Origin of the sequence: Amycolatopsis rifamycinica (assembly GCF_000695625.1) — a bacterium.
Classification (GTDB): Bacteria; Actinomycetota; Actinomycetes; order Mycobacteriales; family Pseudonocardiaceae; genus Amycolatopsis; species Amycolatopsis rifamycinica.
In genome coordinates, this window is sequence record NZ_JMQI01000043.1 from 86246 (window position 1) to 104084 (window position 17839).

General features: G+C 71.3%; 16 protein-coding genes and 1 tRNA gene. 4 read left to right on the forward strand and 13 right to left on the reverse strand.

The window, feature by feature from the left end:
• Nucleotides 1–21 precede the first annotated feature (21 nt).
• From DV20_RS20090 to DV20_RS20110, 5 genes are read right to left on the reverse strand one after another with little or no spacing between them, the layout of a single operon-like run.
• Nucleotides 22–408, reverse strand: coding sequence for a PPOX class F420-dependent oxidoreductase (locus tag DV20_RS20090; protein ID WP_043782475.1), 387 nt, complete (start codon nucleotides 406–408; stop codon nucleotides 22–24).
• A gap of 11 nt (nucleotides 409–419) precedes the next feature.
• Complete coding sequence (locus tag DV20_RS20095) at nucleotides 420–815, reverse strand: PPOX class F420-dependent oxidoreductase (protein ID WP_043782477.1); 396 nt, start codon at nucleotides 813–815, stop codon at nucleotides 420–422.
• 28 nt (nucleotides 816–843) lie between these two features.
• Entirely contained in the window at nucleotides 844–1329 is a 486-nt protein-coding gene (gene ispF / locus DV20_RS20100) for a 2-C-methyl-D-erythritol 2,4-cyclodiphosphate synthase (protein ID WP_043782478.1), read from the reverse strand.
• Nucleotides 1326–1940: an IspD/TarI family cytidylyltransferase gene (locus DV20_RS20105; RefSeq protein ID WP_043782480.1), complete on the reverse strand. Its 615-nt coding sequence runs from the start codon at nucleotides 1938–1940 to the stop codon at nucleotides 1326–1328. The genes ispF and DV20_RS20105 overlap by 4 nt, the downstream gene beginning before the upstream one ends.
• A gap of 53 nt (nucleotides 1941–1993) precedes the next feature.
• Nucleotides 1994–2485 carry a CarD family transcriptional regulator gene (locus DV20_RS20110; RefSeq protein ID WP_004559016.1) on the reverse strand — a complete coding sequence of 164 codons (492 nt, stop codon included), beginning with the start codon at nucleotides 2483–2485 and terminating at the stop codon, nucleotides 1994–1996.
• A 286-nt stretch (nucleotides 2486–2771) separates the two neighbouring features.
• Here DV20_RS20110 and DV20_RS20115 point away from each other — a divergent pair, with 286 nt between their 5' ends.
• Nucleotides 2772–3464 (forward strand): copper chaperone PCu(A)C, encoded by a 693-nt coding sequence (locus tag DV20_RS20115; RefSeq protein ID WP_043782481.1) that lies wholly within the window; start codon nucleotides 2772–2774, stop codon nucleotides 3462–3464.
• A gap of 39 nt (nucleotides 3465–3503) precedes the next feature.
• The gene (gene radA / locus DV20_RS20120) at nucleotides 3504–4862 is read left to right on the forward strand and encodes a DNA repair protein RadA (RefSeq protein ID WP_043782483.1); all 1359 of its coding nucleotides are present in this window, start codon (nucleotides 3504–3506) and stop codon (nucleotides 4860–4862) included.
• Nucleotides 4863–5026: 164 nt separating this feature from the next.
• On the opposite strand, the gene DV20_RS20125 is transcribed toward radA, so the two are convergent.
• The 8 genes from DV20_RS20125 to DV20_RS20160 form a co-directional block, all read right to left on the reverse strand.
• Complete coding sequence (locus DV20_RS20125; protein WP_043782484.1) at nucleotides 5027–6139, reverse strand: hypothetical protein; 1113 nt, start codon at nucleotides 6137–6139, stop codon at nucleotides 5027–5029.
• Nucleotides 6132–6725 (reverse strand): RNA polymerase sigma factor, encoded by a 594-nt coding sequence (locus DV20_RS20130; protein WP_043782485.1) that lies wholly within the window; start codon nucleotides 6723–6725, stop codon nucleotides 6132–6134. The genes DV20_RS20125 and DV20_RS20130 overlap by 8 nt, the downstream gene beginning before the upstream one ends.
• Before the next feature lie 89 nt (nucleotides 6726–6814).
• Nucleotides 6815–8098: an alpha/beta hydrolase family protein gene (locus tag DV20_RS20135; RefSeq protein ID WP_043782757.1), complete on the reverse strand. Its 1284-nt coding sequence runs from the start codon at nucleotides 8096–8098 to the stop codon at nucleotides 6815–6817.
• Between the two features lie 47 nt (nucleotides 8099–8145).
• Entirely contained in the window at nucleotides 8146–8712 is a 567-nt protein-coding gene (locus DV20_RS20140) for an ArsR/SmtB family transcription factor (RefSeq protein ID WP_043782487.1), read from the reverse strand.
• Nucleotides 8713–8805: 93 nt separating this feature from the next.
• Entirely contained in the window at nucleotides 8806–9333 is a 528-nt protein-coding gene (locus DV20_RS20145; protein WP_043782488.1) for a hypothetical protein, read from the reverse strand.
• 89 nt (nucleotides 9334–9422) lie between these two features.
• Entirely contained in the window at nucleotides 9423–11954 is a 2532-nt protein-coding gene (gene otsB / locus DV20_RS20150) for a trehalose-phosphatase (protein ID WP_043782489.1), read from the reverse strand.
• A gap of 37 nt (nucleotides 11955–11991) precedes the next feature.
• Nucleotides 11992–13434, reverse strand: a complete 1443-nt coding sequence (locus DV20_RS20155; protein WP_043782490.1) for an alpha,alpha-trehalose-phosphate synthase (UDP-forming) — start codon at nucleotides 13432–13434, stop codon at nucleotides 11992–11994.
• Nucleotides 13435–13513: 79 nt separating this feature from the next.
• Entirely contained in the window at nucleotides 13514–15013 is a 1500-nt protein-coding gene (locus tag DV20_RS20160) for a threonine/serine exporter family protein (protein ID WP_043782491.1), read from the reverse strand.
• A 179-nt stretch (nucleotides 15014–15192) separates the two neighbouring features.
• Between DV20_RS20160 and DV20_RS20165 the strand changes: the two genes are divergently transcribed.
• Nucleotides 15193–15265, forward strand: a tRNA-Thr gene (locus DV20_RS20165).
• 659 nt (nucleotides 15266–15924) lie between these two features.
• Nucleotides 15925–17796: an AfsR/SARP family transcriptional regulator gene (locus DV20_RS20170; protein ID WP_160169742.1), complete on the forward strand. Its 1872-nt coding sequence runs from the start codon at nucleotides 15925–15927 to the stop codon at nucleotides 17794–17796.
• Nucleotides 17797–17839: the final 43 nt, after the last annotated feature.

A 17839-nucleotide genomic window follows, 5' to 3' on the forward strand; every position in this document is an offset into this window, starting at 1 on the left:
GGCTTCAGCCTAACGGGATCATCAGGCCGAATGCCCTGTGATGTGTTCGGGGACAACGCGGACGAGCACGCGCACGACGTCGGCCGGCTCGGGCGGGAAGACCGTGCCGGTGTACTTGCGGGCCAGCTCGTCGTTCAGCTCGCGGCCGCCCTCGGCGGTGACCTCGGCGCGGCCGCGGATCTCGACGTAGTTCTCCGGGTCGGCCAGGTCGAAGACGGAGAGCGAGACGCGGGGGTCGCGGCGGATGTTGCGTTCCTTGCGCCGGCCCTGGACGGTCACGAAGACCACGGTGTCCCCGTCACGCTTCGCCCAGACGACGGAGCTCTGCGGCGAGCCGTCGGCGTTCGTGGTCGCGACGACGGGGTAGTTGGTGCCGTCGAGCAGGGCCTTGGTGGCTTCGTTGAACATGGTCGGAGACCCTATTTCACGTTGCCCGCGATCTTGCCGACCTTGAGCCGGACGACCACCCGTTCGGTCTCGGGGCCCTCGGGCGGCGGGTCCTGGGCGAGGTACTTGTGGCTGAGCGTCTTGGGCAGCGCCTTGCCCGGGTCGGGGGTGATCGTCACCGTGCCGCGCAGCTGCGTGTGCCGGTACGGGTTGTGCGCGTCGGTGATCGAGACGCTGATGCGGGGATCGCGGCGCAGGTTGCGGACCTTCCGGCGGTCTTCGGTGGCGCTGAAGACCAGGTCGCCGTCGTCGAGGCCGACCCAGACGACGGAGGTCTGGGGTCCGCCGTCGGGGTCGAGGGTGGCGACCGTCGCGAAGTTCTTCCCGTCGATCAGGGCACGGACGGCGTCCGGAAGAGTGAGGGACATATCACGCCGAACCGGCGCCGGGCCGGGCCTATTCCGCCGCGCGCCCCTGGTCCGCCGAGAGCAGCAGGGCGGTCGCGAAGGCCGCGATGCCCTCGCCGCGGCCCGTCAGCCCCAGGCCGTCGGACGTCGTCCCGGACACGCTCACCGGGCCGCCGACCGCCTCCGACAGGACCTTCTGCGCTTCGTCCCGCCGCTTGCCCACCCGCGGGGCGTTGCCCACGATCTGGACCGTGGCGTTCGCCACCCGCCAGCCCGCCGCTTCGACCAGGCCCCGGACCTCGGCGAGCATGTCGGTGCCGTGCGCGCCGTCCATCCGGGGATCGCCCGTGCCGAACACCGCGCCCAGGTCGCCGAGGCCCGCCGCCGACAGCAGGGCGTCGCACAGGGCGTGCGCGGCGACGTCGCCGTCGGAGTGGCCCGCGCAGCCGTCCACGCCGGGCCAGCGCAGGCCCGCCATCCAGCACTCGCGGCCCGGTTCGATCGGGTGGACGTCCACCCCGTTGCCGACCCTCACAGCGTCTCCTCGTTCCTCGGTGCCGCCGCGATCGCCTCGGCCAGTGACAGTTCGAACTCGGTGGTGACGCGCATCGCGTCCGGGTGACCCGGGACGGTCGCCGCGCCGGCGGGGGCGAGGTCGGGCCGGAAGGCCGCGCGCGCGTAGCCCACCGGCGTCTGGACCGTGCGCAGCCGCGTCCGGTCTTGCGTACCGACGATCAGCGAGGCCGCGTCGGTCACCTTCACCGTGTCGGCCATCGGCAGCACCGGCACCACGACCGGCGCGCCGTCGCGGACCGCGCTGATCACGTCACGCACCGTTTGCGCAGGGATGAAGGCCCGCAGGGCGTCGTGGAGGAGTACAACTGAGTCACGGGCGAGATCGGGCTCGACGGCGGCGAAGGCCTGTCGGAGCGAGCCGGGCACGACCCGGCAGCCGAGGCCGCCGACGACCTCGGAAAACGACGACGCACACCGCTTGGGGGCCGCCACGAGCACCAGATCGATCTCCGGTACGTCGAGCAGCCCCCGCACGGTGTGCGTGAGTAGCGCCTCACCATGGACCGGCGTGAGAGCTGACTCTCCGTCGGAGGCATGATGTGCGACGGTCACGATCGCGACGACGTTCATCGGACGCGATCGTAGAGGCACCCCACCCGCCCGTCGGACGGGATGCCGTGGGCTCAGACCGTCGCGGTTTCCAGAACTTCGTCGAGGAGGACCTCAGCCTTGTCCTCGTCGGTGCCCTCCGCGAGCGCGAGCTCGCTGACCAGAATTTGCCGCGCCTTCGCCAGCATGCGCTTCTCACCGGCTGAAAGTCCGCGGTCCTTCTCTCGCCGCCAGAGGTCGCGCACCACTTCGGCCACCTTGTTCACATCGCCGGAGGCGAGCTTCTCGAGGTTGGCCTTGTACCGACGAGACCAGTTGGTGGGCTCTTCGGTGTGCGGAGCACGCAGAACGTCGAAGACCTTGTCCAGTCCTTCTTGCCCGACGACATCGCGGACGCCGACGATTTCGGCGTTGTCTGCGGGCACGCGAACCGTGAGATCCCCTTGCGCGACCTTGAGGACGAGGTACTTCTTTTCCTCGCCCTTGATCACGCGGGTCTCGATGGCTTCGATGAGTGCGGCACCGTGGTGCGGGTAGACGACGGTCTCTCCGACCTTGAAAACCATGTGTCCTCTGCCCCTTTCGCTGACCCCATCCTAGCACGGGCCGCCAGTGCCCACCTAGCGGGCCGGACTCGTCCTCGCAGGTCAGCGGCCTGGCCGGGGGTTGACAAACGTCGGACCCCCGTGCTCACGCTGGTAGCGGGGAAGCGTTTCGTCACAGGCCGGGAGATCCTTTGTGGACGGTTGATCTTGGTCGCCGGGCCCTGGCAACGCACACCCGTTCCGCGGCGGAGATCGACCCCGGCTAGTCTTCGGGGCGACGAGGCCGTGAAAAGGGAAGGACTGCGACGTGAGGCTGCAGAATCGTCGCGTGCTCGGTGCGGGCGTGCTGGCGCTCGGTGCCGCGCTCGCGCTCGCCGGGTGCGGGGCCGGCCAGATCACCCAGACCTCGACGCAGCAGGCCGCGGTCAACGGGACGCACGCCCAGGTCAAGAACATCGACCTGCGCAACGCCGCGGTCCAGTACCCGACCTCGGGCCCGGGCTACGCCGCCGGCGCGACCCCGGCGCTGACCCTGACGATCGTGAACCGCGGCGCGCAGGACGACTCCCTCGTTTCGGTGACCACCGAAGACGGCGGCCACGCGACCATCGGCGGCTCGAAGACCGTCGTCGCGGCGCACTCACTGGTGATCGGCCCCGGCGAAGCCGTGGAGTCCACGAACGAGGTGCAGCCCACGTCCTCCGGCGCGCCGTCTTCGTCGTCGAGCAGCGCTCCGACGTCTTCGGCGCCGGCCGGCAGCAGCTCGGCCACCAACAGCCCGGGCAACCTCACCGCGACGGCCACCTCCGAGGTCCCGTCGTCCGGCCCGGCCGCGACGCCGACCGCGCCGGAGCAGGTCGGCCAGGCCACCGTGACGCTGCCCGCGCTGAAGCAGCCGCTCTGGCCGGGTCAGGTCATCAAGGTCACCTTCGTCTTCCAGAACGCCGGACCGGTCACCGTCGACCTCCCGGTCGCGGCGCCGGCGCACGTCAAGGAGTAGGTCCGCGGTTTTGTCGGTGGTCGCCGATAGCCTCGCGGGGTGAAGAAGGGGACCACCTACCGCTGCGCGAGCTGCGGGTACGAAGCGGCCAAGTGGCTGGGCCGGTGTCCGGAGTGCCAGGAATGGGGCTCGTTCGAGGAACGCGGAGCACCGGTCAAGCCGGCCATCCAGCGCGTCGCGGCCGGGGCGCCGAGCGCACCGGCGCGGCCGATCGGCGAGGTCGACGTCGAAGCGGCGCGCGCTCGCCGCACCGGCGTCCCGGAGCTCGACCGGGTGCTCGGCGGCGGCCTGGTGCCGGGCGCGGTGGTGCTGCTCGCGGGTGAGCCGGGGGTCGGCAAGTCGACGTTGCTGCTCGAGGTCGCCTACCAGTGGGCGAAGACGGTCGACCGGTCCCTCTACGTCACCGGCGAGGAGTCCGCGGGCCAGGTCCGGTTGCGCGCCGAGCGAACGGGCAACGTCCACGAACGGATGTACCTGGCCGCCGAGAGCGACCTGTCCGCCATCCTCGGGCACGTCGACGACGTCAAGCCGGGGGTGCTGATCGTCGACTCGGTGCAGACCATGGCGTCCCCGCAGGTCGACGGCTCACCCGGCGGCGTGACGCAGGTCCGCGCGGTGACGTCGGGGCTGGTCGCGCTGGCCAAGGAGCGCGGGCTGCCGGTGGTGCTGGTGGGGCACGTCACCAAGGACGGCTCGGTGGCCGGCCCGCGCGTGCTGGAGCACCTGGTGGACGTCGTGCTGCAGTTCGAGGGCGACAAGCACTCGACGCTGCGGATGGTCCGCGGCATCAAGAACCGGTTCGGCGCGGCCGACGAGATCGGCTGCTTCGAGCTGCAGGAAGAAGGCATCGTCGGGGTGCCGGACCCGTCGGGGCTGTTCATGAGCCGCACGGCCGAACCGGTGTCGGGCACGGCGATCACGGTCTCGCTGGAGGGCAAGCGGCCACTGCTGGGCGAGGTCCAGGCGCTGGTGTCGGCGACGGCGGCCCCCCAGCCGCGGCGCGCGGTCAGCGGCCTCGACTCCGCGCGGGTGGCGATGGTCCTGGCAGTGCTGGAGAAGCGCGGCGGGCTCAAGCTCGGCGACAAGGACGTCTACGCGGCCACGGTCGGCGGCATGAAGATCACCGAGCCGGGCATCGACCTGGCCCTGGTGCTGGCGCTGACGTCCTCGTTCGAAGACGTGGCGTTGTCGCCCCGCCTGGTGTCGGTGGGCGAGGTCGGCCTGGCGGGCGAGATCCGGCGGGTGCCGAGCGTGGGCCGCCGCCTGGCGGAGGCGGCCCGGCTCGGCTTCACGCACGCGCTGGTCCCGCCGGACTCGGGCAAGCCGCCCGCCGGGATCCGGGTGCTGGAGGTGGCGAATGTCGCGGATGCGCTTAATGCGGCCGGTCACGCACGCTGATCACCCCGGCGGGGGTGCCGGCCACGCGGGTCACCTCGGGGACTGTGTGGTTGCGGATGTCGCGGGGGCGCTGGATGCGGCGGGTCATGCGCGCTGATCACCTCGGGGACTGTGTGGTGGCGAAGGTCGCGGACGGGCTGAACGCGGCCGGCCACGCACGCTGATCACCCCGACGTCCGCGTGATGGCGTAGGAGTACTCCGCGTCCGCGGTTTGGGCCTGCCCCGGAGCGCGGGGGACCGTCGTCAGCGTGGCGTTGGGCACGGCCGCCGAGCTCGGCGGCAGCGGCGTTGTGGTGGGCGGCACCGGGTTCCTGGAGGTGGTGGCCGGGGTCGGTGAGCTGTCGGCGGCCAGCAGCCGCGCGGTCGCCGGGTCCGTGTACAGCCGCTGTCCGATGTCCGGGGCGAAGTAGACGGTGGCGGGCCGGCCGTCCGGGGTTGCCGAGTGCGGGATGACGACGATGCTCGGAACGGCGGCGAGCGCGTCGAGCAGCGCGAACCGGACGTCCGACCGGAGCAGGCCGATTTCCAGCGCGCTCCGGACCATGGCGAGCGACTGGCCGGGCTGGTGGGCGCGGCCCCCGCCGGGATCGGTGATGTCGACCGTGTCGAACCGCAGCCGTTTGCGCAGTGTCTCCCGGTCGGGCACGAGCGAGGCGACGAACGCCGCGTCCGGGCTCAGCCAGTTCACGAACGGCGTGGTCCAGCCCGGCTTGTTCACCCCGGCGGGGCTGGGATGGCCGGGGAACACCCCGCCGGGCCCGTATTCGTCAACGGGCCCGAGGAGCGGTTCGGCGGTCCGGCCGTGCACCCGGTCCCCCACGCCGGTCAGCGTCGTACGCCGGTGCCACACGCCGGTCGGGTCGGCCGGGATCCACAGCTCGGTGCGCCGCTGGGCCTTGCCCGCGTACCCGGGGCCGACCTTCGTCGTCCAGTCGCGCATCTCCGTGTAGTGGAACTCGCCGGGTGCGAGCGGCCGGTCGAGGTCGGGGAGCGCGGCGGGCCGGGACGTCTCCGGCGGCGGATCCGGCGTCCAGAGGGTGGCGGCGACGCCGAGCCCGCCGACCAGGGTGACGACGGCCGCGGCCACGGCGAGCCACCGCCACGCCCCGCTCCGGCGCGGTCCGGCGGGCGGCGCCTCTTCGACGCCGGCCGCCGCGAGCAGGGACGCGCGGGCGAAGGTGAGCCCGTCGTCTTCGCCGACGTCGCTGTTCAGGTCCGTGAGCGCCGCGTCGAGTTCGGCTTCGGACCAGATCTTCCGGACGTTGTCTTCACGCAAGGTCCTGCACCTCCTCGGGGGCCGGGGCGTTCGTCCTGAGCCAGCGTCTGATCCGGTGCAGCCGGGACCGGACGGTACCCGGCGGGATCCCGAGCGCCTCGGCGACCTCGGCCGGTTCGAGGCCGGCCCACGACACGAGCAGCAGCGTGTCGCGGTCGGCCGGGCTGAGCCGGGCCAGCGCGCCGGCCAGCTGCGCGGCCCGCACCTGGGCGTCGACCTGCTCGGCGACGCGGCCGTCGTGGCCCGCGTGGCTGGCTTCGCCGGTCCGCGCGAGCCGCGCCGTGGCCTGCAGCCCGCGCAGTTCGGACCGCACGTGGTGGCGCAGCAGGTTGGTGGCGATGCCGTAGAGCCACGACCGCGCCGTGCCGAGCTCGGGCCGGTAGGTCTCCCGCCGCCGCAGGGCGACCAGGAAGGTCTCGGCGACGAGGTCGTTCGCCGGCTCGGGCCCGACGCGGCGGGCCAGGTACCGCCGCAGCTGCGCGGCGTGGGCGTCGAAGAGCCGCCCGAACACCGGCCCGGGCTCGGGTCCGCCCAGGTCGGGACGGTCGTGCCCGCCGAGGCCCGAACCCTCGTGGATCACCTGCATGCCCCCAGTTGCCCGCAGCGTCCGCCGGCGTTCACGGGCGAACCTGCTTTCGTCGTGCTCCGGACGGCCCGTCCGCGCGGGCCCGGCTCCTAGATGCCCAGCAGCCCCCAGTAGACCGCCCACGGGACGAACACCACGCCGCCGGCCAGCGGGACGCCGAGCCGGAGGCCGCGGTGCCGCCACCACGCCACCGCCGTGCCGATGGTGGCGGCCACCGCGCCCAGCGACAGCAGCTGCAATGCCGACCACGGCAGCGGACGGCCGGCGACCACCGGGCCCAGCCCCTTGCCCATCGTCAGCTGGATCAGCACGTCGACGACCAGGAATCCGAGCACGGCGAGCAGCCCGGTCGCCGACAGCCAGCGGCCCGCCCGGGCCGCGGGACCGCGCCGGACCAGCGGGTACCAGGCGAACGCGATCAGCAGGAACGCCGGCACCGCCAGGTGCAGCCACGTCGGCTCGTACCAGGCGGCCGGCGCCACGGCGGTGCTCGGCCGGTCCTGCGCCGGCGGTGCGTCGGCGGTCGAAGCGCCGGGTGGGTTGTTCACCCAGGCGCCCACCAGTTCGAGGTAGCCGGGTGCGTACCCGGGCAGCTTGTCGAAGCCGTCCGTGGTCCGCCGCAGCTGGTGCTGCGCGTCCGGGAAGACGCGCAACGTGTGGTGGGCCACCGTTTCCCGGAAGATCCCGACCGCTTCACCCGGCGGCGTCAGGATGTCCTTCGCGCCCCAGATCCCGAGCACCGGCTGACGCAGGCTCTTCAGCACCGGCACCGGGTCGTAGTACGCCTCCGGGAACACGCCGCCCCCGATGAGCTGGCGCAGCATGGTCGACGACGCCATCCGCACGATCGAGCCGTCCATTCCCAGGCGCCGCAACTGGTTCTCGATCGCCCACGCCTGCTGGCGCGACGGCTCGACGCCGTTCGCCCCGAGCGTCACGACGAACGCGACGTCCGCAGAACGCGAAGCCGCCAATGGCGCCACCCAGCCTCCTTCGCTGAGCCCCCAGATCCCGACCCGCGCCGGATCGACGTCGGACCGCTTGCGCAGCACGGAAACCGCGGCCAGCGCGTCGTCCGCGAGAGTCGAGTACGATCGTTCGAATTGCGAGTAGCCCTCGGTGCGCTTGTCGTAGATCAGCGTCGCGATGCCTTGACGCGCAAAGGCTTCCGCTTGTTCGCGGTAGTCGTCACGGCCGTGTTCCCCCGAGCCGTGGACCATCACCAGGCCCGGCAGCTTCGTCCCGCCCGGTGGCGCGACGACGGTGCCGTGCAAGGTCACGCCGCCGTTCTGGAACGTCACTTCGTCGTTGGTCACCGAAGCCGCCGAAGCCGCCGACGCCGGTGGCGCCAACGCCGTGACCGCCAGGACCACCCCGGCCAGTAGCATCCCTTTTCGCACGAAAACCCCCTGGTGTCATGTCATTCCCCTGGATCCGGGAACGCGAGCCAGCGCACGAGCACGCGCCGCGCTTCCGGTGACCGGTCGTCCTCGGTCCGCCAGTACCGGCGGAACAGCTCCATGTAGTCCTGCCAGAGCTGCTGCAGCTCCTCCTCGGTGAGCCACGTGGCGCCGCGCGCGAAGAGCAGCGCGTCCGGCCAGCCGCCGGGCAGCTCTTCGCGCTTTTCCGCGAACCGGTTGAGTTTCTCGAGGTCGTCCTCGAACCCCTGCCGCTGCATGTCGTCGAACAGCATCCGGGATTCGGCGCTCTGCTCACTGCGGCGCGGCCAGCGGATGTCCCGCCGCCGTGTCCGCCACCACCGTTCCTTGCCCCGCGCGAGCTCCGGGACGTCCTCGACGAAGCCGAACCGGGCCAGTTCCCGCAGGTGGTAGCTGGTGGCGCCGGTGTTCTCGCCCAGGGTCTGGGCGAGCTTCGTGGCCGTCGCCGGGCCGGCCGACAACACGCCGAGGATGCGGCGGCGCAGCGGGTGGGTGACGGCTTTGAGGGCGTCCGGGTCGAGCTCTTCCGGTGGTGGAGCGCTGGTCATGAGCCCACTGTAGCCATGCAAAGAAGATTGTGCAAAGAAATCTTTGTAACTCGGCCCAGAGGGGTGCCTGGGCCGAGCGGGTCCTCTGTGGACTTACCAGATCGGGTGGTCGCTGTACTTCCTGAGCGTCTGCACGGACGGCCGCAGGTAGCACGTCCCGGCCAGGAAGCCCGTGGTGGCGAAGGCGAGCGTCGAGAACGTCGTCAGCAGATCGGGCGCCCGCAGCTCGGGCGTGTCGTGCCAGACCCGGAACACGATCGGCACCGCGAACGAGCCGAGGATCAGCACCAGCGTCAGGACGTAGGTGAACAGCAGCGCGCCGCGGGCCGCCTCGGCGCTGGCCACCACGAGGTAGTCGCCGCGGAGGCAGCGGCGGCAGGTCAGCACCAGCACCGCGATCGCCAGCACGCCCAGCGGGGGGAGCGCCGCGGCGGCCTTGCCGAGCAGCGTGTCCGGGAACGCGTGGCCGTGCACGATGCCCTGCAGGTACGTCGTGAGCCCGAACAGCAGCACCATTCCGGCGATCATCGAGCAGCCGACCACCACCGAGCCCCAGCGCACCCGGTCGGCGAAGCGGGGCGGCAGCGGCACGAACTCGACCTGTCCGAAGGTCCCCTGCACCCGGCTCACCTCCAGAACGCGCTGAAGGCCACCATAAGGGCACTGGGTGCCGTCATGGTGGCCTTCAGGGGGCTTTCGGACCGAAAGGGCTAACTCGCCGCCAGCAAGTTGGCGCACCGGATGAGCCCGATGTGGGAATAGGCCTGCGGGTGGTTGCCCAGCGACCGTTCCGCGATCGGGTCGTACTGCTCCGGCAGCAGGCCGGTCGGGCCGGCCGCCGCGACGATCTGGTCGAACAGCTCCTGCGCCTCGGTGCGCCGCCCGGTGAGCAGGTACGCCTCGATCAGCCACGCCGCGCAGATGTGGAAGCCGCCCTCGCCGCCCGGCAGGCCGTCGTCGCGGCGGTAACGGTACACAGTGGACCCACTGCGCAGCTCCGCCTCGATCGCGGTCACCGTCTGCTGGAACCGCTCGTCGGCCGGATCGATCAGCCCGGTGAGCCCGACGAACAGCGAGGCCGCGTCGAGATCCGTGCCGTCGTAGGCCGTGGTGAAGGCCTGGACCTCGTCGTTCCAGCCGTGCGTGAGGACGTCGTGCTTGATCTCCTCGCGCAGGCCGTGCCAGTTGCCCGGGATCTCGCGGCCGTACTGCTCGCCCAGCTTGATCGCGCGGTCGATGGTCACCCAGCACATGACCCGCGAGTAGACCCGGTGCCGCGGCACGTGCCGCTCCTCCCAGATCCCGTGGTCCGGCTCGTTCCAGCGCCGCGTCACGGCCTCCGCCATCGCGCGGACCATCTGCCAGTCCTCGTCGCGCAGCTCGTGGCGCGCCGCCGCGAGCGTCTGCACGAGCTCGACGACCGGGCCGAAGACGTCCAGCTGCACCTGGTGGTTCGCCAGGTTGCCGACGCGAACCGGGCGCGAACCCGCGTAACCGGGCAGGGACTCGATGACCGCTTCGGCGCCGATGACGCTGCCGGCGAGGGTGTACAGCGGGTGCAGGCGCTCCGGGCCGGCCAGCGTGGCGAGCACGCCGTGCAGCCAGCGCAGGTAGCCCTCGGCCTCCTCGAGCGAGCCCAGGTGCACGAGCTCCCGCACGGTCATCGCGGCGTCGCGGATCCAGCAGTAGCGGTAGTCCCAGTTGCGGACGCCGCCGATCTCCTCCGGCAGCGACGACGTCGCCGCCGCCAGCACGCCGCCGGTGTCGGTGTTGACCAGCCCGCGCAGCGTCAGCGCCGAGCGCAGCACCAGGTCGGTCTGCACCTTGGGCAGCTGCAGCTTCGACGTCCACTCGCTCCAGTAGCGGCCCGCGCGGTCGCGGCGTTCCACTTCGGACAGTTCGTGCGGGCCGAGGTCGGTGGTGCCGCAGCGCAGCTCCAGCACGACCGGCTGGGTCGGCGTCGGCTGCACCAGCGCGGACGCGGTGTCGTGCAGGCCGTCGGAGGTGATGGTCCACTCGACGCCCGGCGAGTACAGCACGAACGGCTCCGACGTGCCGAGCACCCGCACGCCGCCTTCGACGACCTCCAGCTTCACCGGCACGCCGCCGAACTCGGGCCGCGGCGCGAACTTGACGCTCGCCGCCGCCTCGCCCGAGATCACCCGGACCAGGTCCGTCCGGTGCGGCGCGCTCTCCGGCTCGAGGTAGTCGGTGACGAGCAGGCGCGACCAGCGCGTCTCGACCGTCATCGTGTTCGGCAGGTAGCGCTGGCCGAGCGGGAGGCCGTTGCGGTGCGGCTTGATGGAGAAGTGGCCTGCCCCTTCGCCGCCGAGCAGGTCGGCGAACACCGCGGGCGCGTCCGGGCCGGGGTGGCACAGCCAGGTGAGCTTGGCGTCCGGCGTCAGCAGCGCGACCGAGCGCTCGTTGGCCAGCATCGACAGCCGCTCGATCGGCGGGGCGGACTCGCCGTACAGCCAGTTGCGGCGTTCCTCGAGGAGGAAGCCGAGCACGAGCGCGACGTCGACGGTGTCGGGCACGCGGAACGCGGCGAGCGTCTCGCCGTCGCCGACCTTGATGCCCAAGTCCGGGCCGGACAGCCGGGCGAAGGCCTTCTCGTCGGTGACGTCGTCGCCGAGGAAGATCGCCGCGGTGGCACCGACCTGGTGGCGCAGGATGTCCAGTGCGCGGCCTTTGTCCGTTTGGACCACCGCCAGCTCGACCACCTCCTTACCGTCGGTGGTCGAGACGCCTTCCCACGTGGAGGGTCCGGAGTGGACGGCCGCGAGCACGCGGCGGCCCGCCTCGTGCTCGGCGCGGCGGACGTGCACCGCGATGCTCGCCGGCTTGACCTCCAGCGACACGCCCGGGACGTCCAGCACGAGTTGTTCGAGCTCGGACTCCAGCCGCCGGTGCAGCTCCCGCGCCTTCTCGTCGAGGGCGTGGATGAAGCCGATGTCGAACTCCGAGCCGTGGCTGCCGACCAGGTTGACCTCGGCCGGCAGCCGCGACAGCGTCGCCAGGTCACGCAGCGCGCGGCCGGAGATGACCGCCGTGGTGGTCTCGTGCAGACCGGCGAGCGATCTGAGGGCCCCGACGGACTCCGGCAGCGGCCGTGCCTCGTCCGGGTTGAGCGTGATGGGTGCCAGCGTGCCGTCGTAGTCGCAGGCGACCAGCAGACGCGGAGTACGGGCGATCTGCACGATCGCGCGCCGTAGCTCGGCGGGCAGGGCCTCGGCAGTCAACACTCCTCCTCAGGAGCTCGTGCATCGGTGGACTGGTTCAGTCGACCCCTTCGGCACCCAACGCTTGCAAGAACGAGCGCGCCCAACGATCGACATCGTGCGTGAGGACCTGGCGACGCATGGCGCGCATCCGGCGACGGCCCTCTGCCGGGTCGAGGGTAATGGCAGCCACTAGTGCGTCCTTCACCCCGTCCAGGTCGTGGGGGTTGACGAGGAATGCGCTAGAGAGCTCCGCGGCCGCACCCGCGAACTCGGAAAGCACCAGCGCTCCGCCCAGATCGTGCCGGGCGGCGACGTACTCCTTGCACACCAGGTTCATGCCGTCGCGCAGCGGGGTCACCACCATGACATCGGCAGCGGAGAAGAAGCCGGCCAGCTCCGTGCGGTCCACGGACTGGTGCAAATAGTGCACGACCGGGTGGCCGACGCGGGAGAACTCGCCGTTGATCCGGCCGACCATCTGCTCGATCTCGCCGCGCATCCGCTGGTAGTGCTCGACGCGCTCGCGGCTCGGGGTGGCCAGCTGCACGAACGTGACGTCGTCGGGCTGCAGCCTGCCCTCGTGGAGCAGCTCGTGCAGCGCCTGCAGCCGCAGGTCGATGCCCTTGGTGTAGTCCAGCCGGTCGACCCCGAGCAGCACCGTCTTGGGGTTGCCCAGGTCGCGCCGCAGCTGGGCGGCCCGCTCCTGGACGCCCTTGGTGCGGGCGAGGCTGTCGAGGCCGGCCGCGTCGATGGAGATGGGGAAGGCGCCGACCCGCACGGTCCGGTCGCCGACCTGCATGGTGCCCGGCCGCGACCGGACGCCGACCGCACCGCGCGTCGACTCGAGGCCGATCAGCTGGCGGCACAGCCAGAGGAAGTTCTGCGCCCCGCCCGGGCGGTGGAAGCCGACCAGGTCGGCGCCGGTGAGGCCGCGGATGATCGCGGCCCGCCACGGCATCTGCATGAACAGCTCGACCGGCGGGAACGGGATGTGCAGGAAGAAGCCGATGCGCAGGTCGGGTCTCAGCTCGCGCAGCATCGCCGGCACCAGCTGCAGCTGGTAGTCCTGGATCCAGACGGTCGCGCCGGGGGCGGCGACCTCGGCGCTGGCCTGCGCGAACCGGCGGTTCACCTTGACGTAGCTGTTCCACCACGCGCGGTCGAACACCGGGCGCTCGACGACGTCGTGGTAGAGCGGCCAGAGCGTCGCGTTGGAAAAACCTTCGTAGTAGTCGCGGACTTCGTCGGCGCTCAACGACACCGGGTGCAGCACGAGGCCGTCGTCGTCGAACTCCTCGACGTCGACGTCGGGCACGCCCGGCCAGCCGACCCAGGCGCCCTTTCGCGACCGCAGGAACGGCTCGAGCGCCGACACCAGCCCGCCCGGGCTGGCCGTCCAGCGGCGCTCGCCCTCCGCCGTGCGTTCGAGGTCCACCGGTAGCCGGTTCGCCACCACGACGAAATCGGCCTGGTTACCGTTCTCCTTCTGGTCACTCACAGCTGCTCCTCGCGTCCTGGGTCGCGGCCCCAGAGTGAAACCCTATCGCGTGTGCGATGAACAACCGGTGACCGCAGCGTTACTCCAAGCTTCGTTCGGTCGGTTCGAGCGGACCAGCCATGCGTGGTCCGGCGAACCGCCGCTCGAGCCGGCCCAGGCCGGTGCGCACCGGCTGGGCCAGCCATTCCCCGAGTACCACGCCCGCTGCCAGCGCAAGCCCGATTGCGACGGCCGTCATGAGGGTCGAGATGTCGCCGCTCGGCTCGACCCCGATCTGGTACAGACCACGGTAGGTCGACAGGCCCGGAAGCAGCGGAGTGATCCCGGACACGGCTACGACCAGTGGAGTAACGCCGAGTCGCCGGGCGAGCACGCCACCGCAGAACCCGACCAGCGTCGCGGCCACCGCGGACGAGCTGACGCCGTCCAGCTTGGCCAGCGTGAGCGCGCCGTAGACGGCGGCGCCGATGCCGCCCGCGGCCGCCGCGACCAGCATCGCGCGCATCTTGGAGTAGCTCGCGAGCGCGAAGCAGGCGGCGGCGCCGGCCCCGCCGAGCACGACGAGCGGCAGCTGCTGCGGTGTCGACCCGGTCACCTCGGGCAGCGGCGTGCGCGGCAGGCCGAGCATGACGGCGATCCGCAGGGCGAGCACGACCCCGGCGATCAGCCCCGCCGACATCAGCGCGGTCTCCATGGTGCGCCCGGCGGCGGTGACGTTGTAGCCGGTGATGGCGTCCTGGACGGCCGAGACGGTGGACAGCCCGGACAGCAGCACGGTGACCGCGGCCGCGACGACCAGCGTCGGCTTGTCGGTGGTCAGGACGTTGCTGCTGACGATGACCATGGCCGAGAGCGTGGCGATCAGGCCGCCGACCACCTGCTGGAAGAAGAACGGCAGCCCGTAGCGGTTCACCACCCGCCCGACCCGGTCGATGACGCCGCTGATGACGAAGGCGACGAGCGCGATGTCGAACCCGCCGCCGAGCAGGATGGTGACGAAGGCGGCGACCCCGCCCCAGGACAGCGTCGCGACCCACCGCGGGTAGGGGTGCGGCGCCGAGGTGATCCGTTCCAGCTCGGTCTGCGCCTGCTCGGCGCCCATGTGCCCGCGCACGATCTTCCGGACGAGCTTCTCGGTCTCGGTCAGCCGCGTGTAGTCGAGGCTCCGGCTCCGCACGACCCGCAGCGCGGTGATCGGCGTGAGGTCGGTGCCGCGGTGGCAGGTGACGGTGATCGACGTGAAGATGACGTCGACCTCGCAGTGCGGCAGCCCGAGCGCCCCGGCGATGGCGATGATGGTCGCGGTGACGTCGGACGCGCCGGCGCCGCTGGCCATCTGGACCTCCCCGATGCGCAGGGAGAGGTCGAGCACGAAGTTGACGGTGGCTTCGTCGGGCAGCTGCGGCCCCATGGCCTCTTCGGCGTCGACGGCGGGGAACTCACCGGTGGGCGCCTCGAGGACCTGCCACGGCCTTCTCTTGAGGAGGTTCGGGCGGTGGACCACCGGCCGTTGCGCGGGAGGTTCGAGAAGCGGCCATCTGGTCGCCCGGCCCCCGTTGGTGCGCTCGTTGATCTTCATGATCCATCCACCTCCTCGCTCGTTCCCTCGGACCATCGACGGCCACGCGCCGACCGTTGCACGGATCATGGAGTGTCGTCCACCACGTTGCTCCATGGTGGCCTGGACCTGCGGATCCTGCCTCCCGAACGGATCATGGAAGACGGCTCGGTACACTGTCTGCGGCGCCTCGGCGCCAGGCCGCTATAGCTCAGCTGGTAGAGCATCTGTCTTGTAAACAGAAGGTCAGGGGTTCGAGCCCCCTTGGCGGCTCGGTTCGGGTTCGGTCCGCGGTGCCTCGGTGGCGTGTGGCGGTCCCGGCGGGGAGGACGCCGCAGGCTTCGTGAAGAAGCCGCGGGAGGTGCTCGGGTTGTGCACAGTGGAATTCCGCCATTCATCTGGCCGAAACATTGAGCCATTGGAGTGATGGCCGAACTGTTTCCGCGGGTGAATCGGTAGTTGGCTCCGCGTTTACCTATTCGACGGCGATTCGATGACCTGGAACGATCATGAATTGAGTGGCACCTAGTGCTCCGAACGGCGTAAACCTGGGTGTCTCCTTCACGTGAGCACGGGCGGGACGGATCGGGAAACCGACATATCCGGCGATTCGCCCGGCGGCCCGGTCACGTGCGCCTCGGCCGATCCGGTGGTTGCTCGCTGTAGGCGGGTTGACCTCGGGTGACGACGCCGGGTAGCCTGCTTCCGGCACAGGTCGATCTACGAATGTGTCGCCTGGGGATGGTGGTCGATGGGGAACTGGGGCGTCCGGGCACTGCACTGGATGCGGAAAAACTGCCTGCGATAAACGACGATGCTCGGCGTACTGGCCTGGGGAGATGTCGATTCGGCGCTGACTTTCGTGGGTGATCGCAACACATTTCCGAAAGCCGATGATTCGGCGGACGGAATCGTCATCTGGGGGATGGTCGGTGTTGCTGCAATTCAAACTGCTGGGTCCGTTGTGCGTGCTGTCCGATGACCGGGACATCACGCCGAGCGCGCCCAAACTGCGGGAAATCCTGGCGCTGCTGATCGTGCGGGCCAACCAGTTCGTGCCGACGACCGACCTGGTCGACGAGGTCTGGGGCGCGGACCCGCCGCGCAGCGCGCAGGTGACCGTGCAGACGTACATCCACCGGCTGCGGAAGTCCCTGTTCCCCAAGGAATCCGGCCACGAGCCCGCCGGGCTGCACACCGGGTGGCACGGCTACCGGCTGGAGATCGCCGCCGAGGCCGTCGACAAGATCCAGTTCGAGCACATGGCGCAGCAGGGCAGTGCCGCGCTGGAGAAAGGCGAACTGGGGGAGGCCACCGAGCTGCTGCGGCACGCGCTGAGGCTGTGGCGTGGTCCCGCGATGAGCGACGTGGAGACCGGCGAACTGCTCAGCGCGTACGCCGTGCGGCTGGAGGAGAGCCGGCTGCGCGCGCTGGAAGGGCGGATCGAGGCCGACCTGCAGCTGGGACGGCACCGCGGCCTGGTCAGCGAGCTCAAGGAACTGACCATGACCCAGCCCCTCCACGAGGGGTTCCACAGCCAGCTGATGCTCGCCCTGCACCGCTGCCAGCGCCGCGACGAAGCCCTCGACGTCTACCGGCGGTTCCGCGCCCGGCTCGTCGAGGACCTCGGCCTGGAACCGTCGCCCGACCTGCAGCGCCTCCACCGCTCGCTGCTGACGGCGGAGGCCGAGGCCCGGCCGGCGCCGGAGGTGCCCGCCGAGCGGGTGCAGGTCGACGCGCCCGCGCAGCTGCCCAACGACATCGCCGACTTCACCGGCCGCGCCGAGCTGATCGGCTCGGCCGTGCAGTGGCTCTCGCCCGCCGAACGCGCCGACGACGGCCTGCGGATCGTGTCGGTGATGGGGATGCCGGGCGTCGGCAAGTCGGCGTTCGCGGTCCGCGTCGCGCACCGGCTGCGGCCGGCGTTCGGCGACGGCCAGTTCTACGCCCGGTTCGGCACGCCCGGCACCGGGCCGAAGGAGGTGCTCGGCCAGTTCCTGCGGGCGATCGGGTTTCCCGCCGACCGGCTGCCGGACACCGTCGAGGAGCGCGCGACGATGTTCCGGAGCTGGAGCGTCGACCGCAACGTCCTGGTGGTGCTGGACGACGTCCTGTCGGACGCCGACGTCCAGCCGCTGCTGCCGGCCGGGCCGCGGTGCGCCGTCGTCGCGACGGCGTGTTCCGGCCTGCAGGGCCTGGCCGGCACGCACACGATCGACCTCGAGCCGCTGACCGGCGAGGAAAGCCTCGAAATGCTGTCGGTCATCGTCGGACGCGACCGGATCGCCGCGGAGCGCGACGAGGCACGCAGCCTGGTCGCGCTGTGCGGATACCTGCCGCTGGCGGTGCGGTGCCTCGGCGCGCGGCTGCGGTCGGTGCCCGGCTGGCCGGTGCGGAACATGCGCCACCACCTGGAGACCAGCACCCGGCCGCTGGATCTGCTGCAGTTCAACCAGCTCGACGTCCGGTCGCGGCTGGCGGGCAGCTACCGGACGGTGCCGCCGGCCGCCCAGACGGCGTTCCGGCTGCTGCCGAGACTGGGGACGGGCTCGTTCACGGCGGTGGAGGCGGCGGCCCGGCTCGACTGCCCGCCGAAACGCGCCGAAGCGCTGCTGGCCCGGCTGGTGGGGCACGGGTTGCTGCGCATCCAGAAGGACGTGGTCGAGGACGGCCCGGTGCGCTTCGAGTTCCACCCGATCACCCGGTGCTACGCCGAAGAGCTGCTGGGTTCGGAGAACGACGCGATGCCCTACCTGTGGCCGACGTACATGCGCACGGTGCTCGGCTTCCGCAACCACGCCTGAGCGCCGGGAGTCCCGGTCGCCTCCGAGGTGCCGTCGAGGTGGG